Genomic DNA, 12828 nt, shown 5'->3' with positions numbered 1-12828 from the left:
AAAAAAATGCAAGGTTTTCAGTCATATTTTAGAAAACCTTGCAATAATTTCACAGGGTAGAAATCAATTTTTCCCAATAGTTATGCGGGCTGGGCGGGATTTTAAGGGAGGACTATATAATTTCCAAAAAAACACCTTGCCGAAGCAAAGTGTTTTTGAAAATTCCTGTTTTCGTCGGAAGAATTTTACTAACGGGAGTAGTATTCCACCACGAGCTGTTCTTGGAGCTGAACCGGAATTTGACCACGGAGCGGAGTCGCTACGAGTTTGCCTTCCATTTTGTCCTTATCCACAGCCAGATATTCCGGAGCTGCCGGCGCATTGTCGATGGCTTCCTTGATCTGGACGTGGTTTTTGGAACGTTCGCGGACGGCGATCACGTCGCCGGCCTTTACGAGTCGGCTCGGAGAATAGCTGCGGACGCCATTTACGGAGAAATGGCCGTGGGCAACATACTGGCGTGCGGCAAAAATGGTGCGCGCAAAACCCATGCGGAAGACGAGGGCGTCCAAGCGGGTTTCGAGAAGAACCATCAGGTTGTCGCCTGCAGAACCGTCACGACGGTTGGCTTCGGCATAAGTCTTTGCCATCTGGGCTTCGGAAATGTTGTAGGTGAAGCGGAGACGCTGCTTTTCGACAAGCTGCTGCTTGTAAACGGAAGCGGACTTCTTGCGGTCTTGGCCGTGCTGACCGGGACCGAACTTACGACGGTCCAGAACCTTTTGGGTTTTAGGGGTGATTGCAAGCCCGAGAGAGCGGGCAACCTTGGCTTTGGGTCCACGATAGGACATTGTTACCTCGAAAGGAAGCTCTTTAGTTAAAACCGTTTTGCTGGCAGAGCTTGGCTCGGCAAAACGGTGTGCGAAATATAGAAAAATTATTCGTTGATGTAAACGGTGATGGTGTCGCGGGCTCGCGGATCGGCTTTGCTTTCCGCAATCAGGTGGAAAGTTTCACCGATGGCTTCGTCATTTTCGGTGATGACGACATTGTTTGCGCTTAAAAGCTGGTCCGAACCTTTGGACTTGCAGCTTTCCATTGAATAGGCGGACTGGATGTAGGCGAGATCTTCGCAGGGCATATACCAGCGGGCGAGGTTGCTCACGTCCGAGGGCTCTGTGCGGAGGGAAAGCGACGCAAAGTGGAGCGTGTCGCCAAGGCTCCTTGAATACTCCGTGATAACTTTGTCGAGTTCTTCGTCGTAGAAGTAGAATTTGGTCACGTAGTTCAAACGCTGGATCATCGTATGGAGAGTCAGGATCTGGCTGCTTGTCTGCGGCGGGGAGTTCAAACGGATGTAATGCAGATAGTAGTCGCCGTCTTTAGGCGCGATAAACTGCGGGCGGGTTTCGGTAATGGTGGAAATGGAATCGCCTTCGCTGTCGAGTATCGTGTAAGTGGCGGGGTAGCTGGCATCGGAGAAGTAGCCTTCGATGCTGTGGTAAATCTGGAGGGTGTCGCCTTTGGAAAGCTTTGCCAGCCACACGTATTGTTCTTGGCGCAGATAGTATTTGGCGGCGTCGTTTTTGGGACGGACGATGGTGAGCGTGTCGCCGACTTTCTGGATGGAATCTGGCAGGGCGAAGTATTCTCCCTTTTCCAAATCGCGGCTGGTCGTTTCAATGGTGAAATAACCGTAGTAGCCCGTCTGGTAGTTGGGGAATTTTTGCGGACGGATGGCGACGGAATACTCTTCGTCTTTTTCGGGCAGAATCTGTTCGTTTACGGAAAGTCCCGAAGCGAGGGTCGAAGATTTGCTGCGAAGGACGATTTCATCGAGGGACTTGCCGAATGCTTTGATGTTGATGCTCTTGCCCGTGGATGCTGAAAATCCGGCGAGTGCGCTGTCGCTTGAATTGCCTAGCAGGAAGACGCCGCGAATGGTGTCGCCCGGTGAAAGTTCCAGCCGGGTGGTATCGCCGACGTAGCGGTAGTAGCCGCTCTGGATTTCAGCGGCAATGCGGATGGAAAAAGAAGAATCCCGGTCCGTGCTGATGCGGGGAATATCCACATAGTAGAATCCGGAGTTTGCCGTTGTGACGAAAATGGCCGTGGAATAATCGGCGGTGTCCAGCTTGGCGTACAAATTCTGCGTGTTGTAGGTCGTGTCGCCGTTTGCGTCCGTCCAAAAATATTCCGGGTAGAGAATTTCACCCGCTTCTTCCCGGACGAACAGGGAATCGGCGTCGCCTCCCGTCTTTTTCGCTATAATCCGGATGCGCGAACCTTGAGGGAGTTCTCCTAAAAACAGCTTGCAGGAAGAGAAGAGGGAATCGCGGGGAGTTATGCGGAGCGTGTCTGCGGTGAGCGTGTCCGCATAGAGGACGTCGAGGCGGTTGGAATAGGAACTGGACGAAACGGACGACGAGGATTCCGAAGAAGAGGACTCTTCACTAGCGGAGGAGCCGCTGTCGCTTCCGCAACCGATGAGGGAGAGGGCAAAAATTGCCGGAATGAATTTGAAAAATGCGTGCTTCATATCTGCCTTAATTCAGGATGTAGAATTTTTCTTCGCGGGAGAAGGATTCTCCGGAGACTTTCAAGGTGTATTTGCCCGTCGGGAAGCTTTTCGCCTTGAACTTGAAGGGGTATTTGGTCTCGCTCTTGAGTTCCCGCCCGCAAATCTGCTGGATGAATTTGCCGGATTCGTTGAAAATTTCGATTTTGACGAATTGCGGTTCGCCGATGGTCAAATCGAAATCGCATTCCAGTGTCACGATGTCGATGTGGACTTTGGAAAGCTGGATGGCGCTTTCCGTGGTGATGCCGCTGACCGTACGGTTGGAATCGAAATAGCTGATGTAGAGGGCGGGGGCGAGTGCCTTGCCGGCGTCGCGCGAATAGACGAAATAGCTGGAATCGCTGGGGGCGATTGCGGAAAGGATGAACGTGAAAATTTTCGATTTGTGCTTGCGCTTCATGAAGTCTGTCAAGTTCGTCGTCTTGATGAACGTTCCGAAGGGGGAATCCGGTTTGGGCGAAATCGTGCCGAGGTAGCTTGTGTATTTGGGGTCAATGCCACCGCCGCGCGCTTTGCGGGGAATGTAAGCGCCGCCGGGACCGTCCTGATTGGCGGGGGCGTTATACCAGGTCATTTCGCTTTCCTGCCAGTCCGCGGGAAGGATGCCGTCTCCGAAATCCTTTCCCGGCTCTTCGAGAAGCCCGAAGACATTCCACAGGACGGGCTTCTTTTTGTCTTTATAGCGGGGGTCCGGAGGCATCTGGAGTTGCAACGCCGCGTCGGATATGGGACCTGGAACTGCGGACACGTCGAACTTGAGGTAGATCTTGGCGCTGGCCCCTTCTTTGCTGTAGCCGATTTGCAGAAGCGAGTCGTCGCCGTGCGGGGAATAGCCGTCGAATTCCGAAACCCAGGTGTCCATGCCGCGTCCCGAAGCAACGCCGTTTCCGCTGTGGTCTTTGGTGGTCGTGCGCAGGTCAAAAACGTAAATGCGGGAAGTGTCGCTGCTCTTGAACTCGCCGTCGTCCGCGGTAAAGGCGATGTTGTATCTGCCGCTGTAAGAGAACGACACGTCTGTTTCGTAATCCTTGTCGTTGGAAAATACGACGCGTCCCGGTCCGGAAATTTTTTTCCATTGGACGGGATCTTTGCAAAAGCCTTTGCTCCCGCGTCCGTCGTCATAGACCCTGCCGGAGAACTTGGCGATGTCGCTCTGCAAAAGAATCATGTCGTCTGCGCCTTCCACTTCGGGCGGCTCGTTGCTGCCGACCTTGGGAATGTAGCCGACAAAAAGCGTCATCATGGTTCCGCCGGACGGATTTTTGAGCAGGCTTTCGGAAAAGAGGGTCTGCGTGATGCCGTTCCGGGTTTCTTCGGCAATCTTGGGGAATGCGTTTCCTTGAATGAGGGTCTCGCGGAGGCCTTCGACGGAAATGCTCGCCGAGTCGTTGATGAACATCGGGGCGTATTTCGCCTTGCGGTTGGAAATGACGTGGACGCCGACCAGTTCCGCTTCGCCGTGCTTCCGGTTGTGCAAAACCGTATTTCCGTTGTTCGCCGTCAGTCCGAGAATCCATAGAGTGCCGCCGTTGTTTACGATTTTCGTCTTGCGGTCGTTGTCCATGTAAAGGCTGCGCCCCCAGACGTGTTGCCGGTTGATTTCCATCTGGTTTATCGCCACGTCTTCCAGGTAGAGATCGCCCGCGCCCTGCTCCGCGCTTTCGTATTCCTTGACTTTCATGTTTTTGAGAATCAGCGCCTGCGGGGACTTGTGGACGATTCCTGCGCCGAACTCGCCGAACCTTTCGATGGTGATTTCCTTGAATGCGCTGTTCTCGATGATGAATTTTCCCGTGCCGTCGATGGTCGCTTCCGTTCCGATGAGACGCCGGACTCTTTTGCGGATGTGGATGTCCTTGTTAATCGTATAGCGTCCGCCGGGAGTGAAGTAGATGGTCTCTGCGCCGTCGTCAATCGCCTGCTGGATGGCTTTGGAGTCGTCGGAACCCGTGCCTTGCGTTCCGCCGTAATCGCCTTGGATTCCCACCCACAAGTCGGCGGTCTGCTCGACGGGGAGCATGGTTTCGGCAACGGAAAGCTTGAAGGAATACTGTGGGGAATGGCAGAGGTTTGTCGGAAGGTCGGAAGAGTATTCGATGATTTCGGAGCCGTCAACTCCTTCGCCGGAAGCGGGTCCGCGGTCTTCGATCGCTTTGGCGTATCGGCTGGTGGCGATGTCGCGCGCAAAGAGGAAACCTTCGTTGTAGATGGCGGGGATTTTGGCCTTTTTCTTGCCGGTGTATTCCAGTGCGCCGCCGAGCATCGTGAGAAGGGCGTTTTCGCCGAAGTTGGCGACGGCGGGAACCGCGTTGCGGCTGCGGAGATTGCGGATGGTCAGAACCTGATCGTGGTTTTCGATGCCGTATTTCTTTTGGTCGAGAAGGGTGATGTGTTCAAAAGTCATCCCGTACATGGGGAAGCCGGTGAGGATGCCCACGTTGAATCCGCGGATTTCCACGTTCTTGATAAAGAGGGGACCGATATTGTCCGTATAATTCATGTCGATGCCGGCGACGCCGGAACCATCGCCCGAGAAGATTTTCACATTCAGGATGGTCCCCTGGTTGTTGGCGTTAAAGCGGATGCCGATAAGCCCCGGATTGCCTTTGCCCGTGTGGAGAGTCATATCGCGGATGGCGTTCCGATTGTGCGCGAAGTTGCCCATTCCCGTGTAGAGCATCGCCCGGGGAGCGTCCGGATTGTCGTAGCCGTAGGCGTTGTCCTGCATGACAAGATGCGTGCCTCCCATGCTTTCGCCCTGAAGGATGGTCTTGCGGTAGGAATGTTCCTCTTTTTCGGCTTGGGGCCAGCTGAGCTGGCGCGAAATCAGGTAGGTTCCATTGGGCAAATAAATAATGTAGTCGCCGTTAGGATGATCGTCCAGAGCCTGCTGGATGATTTCTGTCACATCGGTCTTGCCGTCGTTTTTGGCATTGTAAGGCGGCAGGGTCACGTCGATGACGCCGGAACCATGCGGAAACTGGACTTGGGCAAAAAGCGTGGAGAAGGATAAGAAAAGGGCAAAAACAGCTAGGCGAAGCACAGAAACCTCGTAAAAGGGAAACCATGTGACGAATCACACATTTTCAAAAATACATAAAAGCGGGGAAATGCCGTTCCAAAAATTTTAAAAAGCCTTGAGGCGACCTTTAAAAAGGGCTTGGGAAATGCTTCGGCTAGTTTCGGCGACCGATTTGAAAAATGACATCGCAAGGAGAGATACGACGAAGCAATCTTTGTTCGCAAAGAGGATGGTCTCATCGGTCGCTTTGCCCACCCCTCTTCGGAATGATTGGATGAAAAACGGATAACTAGCCGCTTTCATGCAACTTAGAGGAGGCCTTTGGCAAAAGCCCGAAAAAGCGGGCGGAACGCAAAACGTTCCGCCGAGAGCTTTGACCGTTAGCCGAAAAGATCCGGCATATCGGGATTTTTGGAATCTTCCGGAAGTTCGCCGCCGGTTTCTTCGTCGATTCGGGTAAAGCGTTTCACTTTTTTGGCGGTGAATTTGCTTCCCAGAGCCTTGTAAGTCTTGACGTCGGCCATCACGGTCAGATCGATTTCCTCTTGTTCGACCTTGTGCCCGGACTGGTAATCCATAATGACTCGGGCACTGTCCGTGCTGAAGAGTTCCACCATGCGAGTGTCCGGATGATCGGAAAGAATGTTGAATTCCGTTGTCGTCGGGCAATTTTCCAGGGTAAAGCGCTTGACCATGTAGCTGAAATTTTCGCCTTCAAAATAGAGGACGGTGAATGTCAGCTCCGGATCGTATTTTCCGATATACAGAATGTCCGTCCCGACGAGAATCGGGTCTTTCATCTCGTGCAGTTTCGTCATGCCGTTTGTGCGGATGGTAATCAGTTTTTCTCCGTCTTCAAATGCGCCGAGGCGGTTGCCTTTGCGCTGCGTACTGACGATGCCGGATACGGTGTCGAAGTAATAGATTTTGGCACCGAGGGTGCTTTCTCCCGCGCTGATCTTCTTGATGGATTTGACCGCATATTTGGTTACTTGGTTGCCCAGCGTGTTGCGGCCTTTGATTTCGGTATCGGCGAAATCCACTTCAAAGTTCAGCTTGATTCGCGGGCGAGGCTTGAGAATCACCTTGACCACTTCGGCTTCGCCGTTCGGATTCGAGGAAATGTAGAGAATCTTCGTTCCCGGTTTTCCTTTGCCCATCGGGTAGTCCTTGTTGCGGGTGACGCCGCCGACGTTGAATCGCTTGATCAGGGCAGCCCCATCCTTGCCGTCCTGGTAAATGACGTTGTAAATGCGGCGTTCGTCTTCCTTGTTGAATTTTTCCACCAGAAGGATGTCTTTGCCGACAAAATCCTTGTCCGAAACTTTGACGATTTTATAAGTCCCGTCCGCTTTGAATACAATGATGTCGTCGTATTCCGAGACGTCGAACAGGTATTCCTCTTTTTTGAGTCCCGTGCCGACAAAGCCTTCTTTGCGATTGACGTAGAATTTCTGATTCGCCATCGCGACGTGGACAGCATCGACTTTTCCGAATTCCGTAATCTGGGTTTTGCGTTCCCGGCCTGCGCCGTATTTCTTTTCCAGATTTTTGAAATGGTTGATGGTGTATTCGGTGAGGTGTTCCAGATTGTGGTTGATTTCTTCGATGTGGGCGTCGAGCTCTTTCAGAAATTCGTCCGCTTTTTTCCGGTCGAAGTGGGAGAGCTTGCGCATCGGGATTTCGACGAGCTTTTCAATGTCCTTGGTGGTCACTTCCCGGCGAAGCTTTTTGACGTAGGGACGCAGGCCTTCGCTAATCCGAAGGAACATGTCTTCCCGGTCTTTCGATTTCTCGATGACTTCGTAAACCTTGTTCTCGATGAATATCTTTTCAAGGCTTGTCGCGTGCCATTTTTCTTGCGTGTGCTGGAGGTCGTTTTCGAGTTCCCATTTGAGCAGACGCTTCGTATGGTTTACGCTCAGCTTCAGAAGTTCCGTTGTCGTGGTGAAGCACGGCTTCTTGTCGATGATGACGCAGGTACATGGGGAAAGCGATTTTTCGCAATCGGTAAACGCGTAGAGCGCTTCGATCATTTTTTGCGGTTCGGAACCCGGCAACAGATGGATGATGATTTCCACGTTCTGCGCGGTGTCGTCATCCACGCGCTTGATTTTGATTTTGCCCTTGTCGTTGGCAGCGACAATCGATTCGATGAGCGAGCCGGTTGTGGTGCCGAAGGGGATTTCGCGGATGACGAGGGTCTTGGCATCCTGCACTTCGATTTTGGCGCGGACTTTGACTTTTCCGCCACGGGCACCGTCGTCGTAATGCGATACATCAATGGAACCGCCGGTGAAAAAGTCCGGGTAGAGCGTGAATTTTTTGCCTTTCAGATAGGCGACGCTCGCTTCGCAAAGTTCGTTGAAATTGTGCGGAAGAATGTAGGTGGAAAGCCCGACCGCGATGCCATCGACGCCCTGGGCGAGCAGCAGCGGGAACTTGGCGGGGAGCGTTACCGGTTCTTTGCGTGTGCCGTCGTAATTCGGAATCCATTCGGTCGTTTCGTCGTTGAAGAGGACTTCTTGTGCGAATTGGGAAAGGCGTCCTTCGATGTAACGCCCTGCCGCCGCGCCGTCGCCGGTGAGCGGATTTCCCCAGTTTCCCTGCGTTTCAATCAGCAGGTCCTTTTGCCCGAGTCCGACAAGTGCCGTATAAATGGACGAATCGCCGTGCGGGTGGTATTTCATCGTGGCACCGACGACGTTGGCGACTTTGATCAGATGCCCGTTGTTCATTTCGGAAAGGGTGTGCAGAATGCGGCGTTGCACGGGTTTCAGGCCGTCTTCAAAATAGGGGACGGCGCGGTCCAGAATGACGTAGCTCGCGTAATCGAGGAACCAGCCGTCGTAGAGCTTTTCCAGATGGTTGGCGTTGGAAAGCCCGAGAATCGCCGTGTTGCTTTGCACTTCGGCTTCGTGGATGTTGGAATCGAGTTCTTTGTTTTCTTCGTTGTTCATGTCGCTCATTACAGTTCCTCCACAGCGCTAGCCCGCAGGTTTTTAACGATGCGTTCCTGTCGTTCGGGGGTGTTCTTTCCCATATAGTAGCCGAGCATTTTTTGCAGGGATGCGTCCGGCGGTGTGACTACGCTTTCAAGCCGCATCGTTTCGCCGATGAACTGGCGGAATTCGTCCGGGTTGATTTCGCCGAGTCCTTTGAAACGGCTGACTTCCAGATCGGCTCCAGCGAGAACTTTTGCCGCCTCGTCCCGTTCGGATTCGTCGTAGCAGTAGAGCACTTTTTTCTTTTTGCTGTTGCGCACGCGGAAAAGCGGAGTCTGCAAAATATACAGGTGCCGTTGTTCCACGAGTTCCGGGAAAAATTGCAGGAAGAACGTCATCAGAAGAAGGCGGATGTGCATGCCGTCCACGTCGGCATCGGTCGCGATAATCACTTTGTCGTAGCGCAGGGAATCCAGACCGTTTTCGATGTCGAGAGCGTGCTGGAGCAGATTGAACTCTTCGTTTTCATAGACGACTTTTTTGGTCAGCCCGAAACTGTTGAGCGGTTTCCCGCGGAGGCTGAATACCGCCTGGTTTTGCACATTGCGCGCCTTGGTCAGCGTTCCCGAAGCGGAGTCGCCCTCGGTCAAGAAAATCATCGTTTCTTTGTGGATGGGATTTTTGACATCGGGCAGGTGTACTTTGCAATCCCGGAGCTTCTTGTTGTTCAGGTTGGCTTTGCGCGCCCTTTCGTTGGCGAGTTTGCGAATGCCGGCGATGTCCTTCCGTTCGCGCTCGCTTTGCGAAATCCGGTCGAGCAACGCCTTTTCGGCATCGGCATGCTTGTGCAGATAATTGTCCACTTCCGTGGAGACGAAATCGACAATCCAGGTGCGAATCGACGGTCCGTCCGGTGCCGTTGTCGTGCTGCCGAGCTTCGTTTTGGTCTGCGATTCAAAGACGGGTTCCTGGATGCGTACGGCGATGGCCGCAATAATGCAGTTGCGAATATCCGCAGGGTCCAGGTCCTTTTTGTAATGGTCGCGGATGCCTTTGACGAAACCTTCTCGGAACGCTTGCTGGTGCGTGCCGCCCTGGGTCGTGTGCTGGCCGTTTACAAAACTGAAATAGTGCTCGCCGTATTGATTTCCGTGGGTAAAGGCGATTTCGATATCCTTGGTCTTGGAATGGGCGATAGGGTAGCGCAGCGTGTCATCGACTCGACCGGAAAGCAGATCGAGAAGCCCGTCCTTGCTCACGTATTCCTTGCCGTTCATCACCAGGGTGAGTCCGGTGTTCAGGTAGGCGTAATTCCAGATTTTTTCTTCCATGTAGGCGGGAAGAAAGCGGTAGTTCTTGTCGAAAATCGTCGGGTCGGGAGAGAAGATGATTTCGGTTCCGTTTTTTTCGGAGGTTTTGCATTCCCCGTATTCCTTGACGAGTACGCCGCGGCTGAATTCCGCCTTTTTGCATTTGCCGTCCCGGAAACTCTGCACGATGAACTTGTCGGAAAGGGCGTTCACCGCCTTGGTGCCGACACCGTTCAGGCCGACGGATTTTTGGAACGCTTCGGAGTCGTATTTGCCGCCGGTGTTCATTTTGGAAACGCAGTCGATGACTTTTCCGAGCGGAATGCCGCGCCCATAGTCCCGGACATGGACTTCGCGATCCTGGATTTCGATTTCAATCCGTTTTCCCGCGCCCATCACAAATTCGTCGATGGAGTTGTCGATAATTTCTTTTGCCAGAACGTAAATGCCGTCGTCGGGGCTTTGACCGTTGCCCAGCTTCCCGATGTACATTCCCGGGCGCATCCGGATGTGTTCGTGCCATTCCAGCGATTTGATGTTGTCTTCGGTGTATTTGACTGCCATAGTAATCCTTAATCCTATAACCCTAAATCTCGATTTTTCTGAAAACGAGCCAAATATGGATAAAATTTCTCTCCGTACCGGGGGAGAACCCGGAGTTCCGGTTCGATTTTCGCAAAAGATAATAAAAATTTTCTGTCGTGAAGTGCTTTTTTGTGCATTATTCAAGAAGGTTTGTGGAAAGAATGGGGAAATCGCAGGCGGAGCTTGGGGAGGCGTTTGGGAAAATTTACGGGAGAAGCGGCTTTGAAAACGGCAAGAAGTGAGCGTCTCCGACTTTTCAGAAAATCGGGACGCTACGAGAAGGACTGCGGGATTTTGGCCTCCGTTGAAGTATATTTCAGCTCCGGCAAGGCGAATCGGATGACGCAACTCGCCTGGTGAAAAGGAGTGTTTATGAAAACTTGGAAAACGATGCTGGCTTTGACGGCGGCTTGGGGAGTGCTGGCTTTTTCTCATGCCATCGTGCCCAATAAACTGGTTTCGGGCGGTCTTCCCGCTTATACGGGAACGGGTTCGACGGATTATTTGACGGACGGTTTTCTCACCAACTGGAAAAGCTCCTCCGCAAAGGAAATCGCCATTCACGTGGGGCAGGGGCCGGAAAAGCTCCTCGTCAACTGGGAATCTTACGGCGATTGCGCTTGGGCTGTCGATTTTACGTCCGGTTGCGGGCATAGCGGCGTCGCCCTTTCAAATTTCAAAATTTTGACCTCGGCGAATTCCTCCGACGGATTTGACGGAGACTGGGAAACGGCGGCGACCATCCAAAACAATCCGGTCATGGCGCGGGGCGTACAAATCGATTTTGCCGGAAAATCCTGGTTCAAATTGCAGAGCGAAGGAGATGTCGGGCAGATTTTGGAAATCGAAGCGTTCGATATGACGGACGGCAGCACGGACACCTGGTTTTTCATGGGCACGAGCATCAGCCAGATGGGACTCAAACAGCAGGAAACGGATTCGACGACGGCGCAGCTCATTCACGCGCGCTTTCCGGAATACACGCCGGCGATGCTTCGCGGAGGCATTGGCTGCATCAACAGCACGGAAGTGGTCGAACACTTGGGCGATTATCTGGAATATGCGGGAAACGTGAAATACTGGGCGATTGAAATGGGGACGAACGACGCCTGGGGCGGCGGCGACTGGAATCTTTCGACATTCGTCGCGAATATGCAGACGATTATTGATTCCGCCAAAGCGCACGGCATTACGCCGGTTATCGCCCGAATTATCGCAACGGATTCCGCCAAAGCGGGTTGGCAAATCCATCCCCGTTTTTTGGAAGCGCTTGACAGCCTGGTTCGGGAAAACGGGCTTCCGCAAGGTCCCGATTTTTACACCCACTTTTTGGAACACCCGGAATGGATTGGCAGCGACGGAGTGCACCCGGAGGCGAATAGCGGAGGAAAAGCGATGCATCGCCTGTGGGCGGAAGCGCTCTCCCCTCTCTACGAAAAAAGCGACTCTTCGGAAACGGCCCTTGCGCCAAATTTCACCCGTTTTGCGGTCCCGCAAGTCAGTGTGCAAGGCAAAAAAATCACGCTCTCGAACGTGGAGAAAAATGCGTCCGTCCGTCTCGTCTCGGTCATGGGGCACGTGGAAGAAATCCGACCGCATGGCGATTCATTTCAAGCGCATGTCGCTTCGGGGCGTTACGTCCTTCTTGTCCACGAAATCAATCGCCAAATCTCGATTCCGGTTTCGGTGAAGTAGGCGGGGGAAGCCTCCCCCTCGCAGAAGCCGGGACTCGGCAAGCTCGGTCGCCGTCTTCTGCTACCCCCTCTGCGGGGACACCCCGCAACGCCCCGGTTGCGAAAAAAGCTTCGTCGGAAACGCGCCAATAGCGGCGAGTGATTAGTTGGGAGTTGGAATTGAGAACTGGGAACTGAGTTCACCGTGTGAAAGCCCCCTCTCGACACTACCATTTCATTCCTCCCTATAAATCCAAAATTTTTCAACTATAAAGCGTAGCGGGGATAGGGTGAAGGGAAAAGGGGCTGCCCATGAGTCTTAAGAGTTTTACTCTTTTAGAGGAATTGTCCCTGGAAGGGAGCCTTTGCAAAAGCGTGCAAGACGAATGTTGCGCCGCAAGCTTGCTTGCAGGCATTATCTTCGAGGAGACTAGTAGTATTCGTCATTGCGTACCCACCAAGGAGAAAATCAGTCATATTTGAAAGCGACCGTCTCCCCGAACCCCGGAGGGGTTATACGACGCTTGTCAATTTATTGACTTAGTGGAGTTATACTCGAAGTGTAGAAGCAATCCTTTCCCGCAGACAAGATTGCTTCGGCTTTGCATCCCTGAAACTAGGAATCTCCGATTCCGTAGTTGAAGTATCCCTGAAAGGGACAATTCGTCTAAGGGAACAAGTTCCCAAGACTCATGGGCCTTGCTCGCAATGACGTACCGCTGGCTTGGATTGCCACGGCGTTATCGCGCCTCGCAATGACGAGGTGCCAGCA

At 53.0% G+C, this 12828-nt stretch carries 6 protein-coding genes; 1 reads left to right on the top strand and 5 read right to left on the bottom strand.

Annotated features, from left to right (window positions below; translation table 11 throughout):
- Nucleotides 1-188: 188 nt before the first annotated feature.
- The 5 genes from rpsD to B5D40_RS13560 all read right to left on the bottom strand — a co-directional run bounded on the left by rpsD (nucleotide 189) and on the right by B5D40_RS13560 (nucleotide 10362).
- Nucleotides 189-791, bottom strand: a complete 603-nt coding sequence (rpsD, locus tag B5D40_RS13585; protein WP_073305628.1) for a 30S ribosomal protein S4 — start codon at nucleotides 789-791, stop codon at nucleotides 189-191.
- Nucleotides 792-877: 86 nt separating this feature from the next.
- Entirely contained in the window at nucleotides 878-2479 is a 1602-nt protein-coding gene (locus B5D40_RS13580) for a hypothetical protein (protein ID WP_078777345.1), read from the bottom strand.
- A gap of 7 nt (nucleotides 2480-2486) precedes the next feature.
- Nucleotides 2487-5564, bottom strand: coding sequence for a glycosyl hydrolase family 28-related protein (locus B5D40_RS13575; RefSeq protein WP_078777344.1), 3078 nt, complete (start codon nucleotides 5562-5564; stop codon nucleotides 2487-2489).
- 359 nt (nucleotides 5565-5923) lie between these two features.
- The gene (locus tag B5D40_RS13565) at nucleotides 5924-8512 is read right to left on the bottom strand and encodes a DNA gyrase/topoisomerase IV subunit A (RefSeq protein ID WP_233134233.1); all 2589 of its coding nucleotides are present in this window, start codon (nucleotides 8510-8512) and stop codon (nucleotides 5924-5926) included.
- Nucleotides 8512-10362 carry a DNA topoisomerase IV subunit B gene (locus tag B5D40_RS13560; protein ID WP_078777342.1) on the bottom strand — a complete coding sequence of 617 codons (1851 nt, stop codon included), beginning with the start codon at nucleotides 10360-10362 and terminating at the stop codon, nucleotides 8512-8514. The genes B5D40_RS13565 and B5D40_RS13560 overlap by 1 nt, the downstream gene beginning before the upstream one ends.
- Nucleotides 10363-10755: 393 nt before the next feature.
- Between B5D40_RS13560 and B5D40_RS13550 the strand changes: the two genes are divergently transcribed.
- A complete protein-coding gene (locus B5D40_RS13550) occupies nucleotides 10756-12078 on the top strand; it encodes an SGNH/GDSL hydrolase family protein (protein WP_095849499.1) in 1323 nt (440 codons plus the stop codon).
- Nucleotides 12079-12828: the final 750 nt, after the last annotated feature.

It is taken from the genome of Fibrobacter intestinalis (assembly GCF_900167415.1).
Taxonomy (GTDB): domain Bacteria; phylum Fibrobacterota; class Fibrobacteria; order Fibrobacterales; family Fibrobacteraceae; genus Hallerella; species Hallerella intestinalis.
This window is presented reverse-complemented; position numbering and strand designations above follow the sequence as displayed.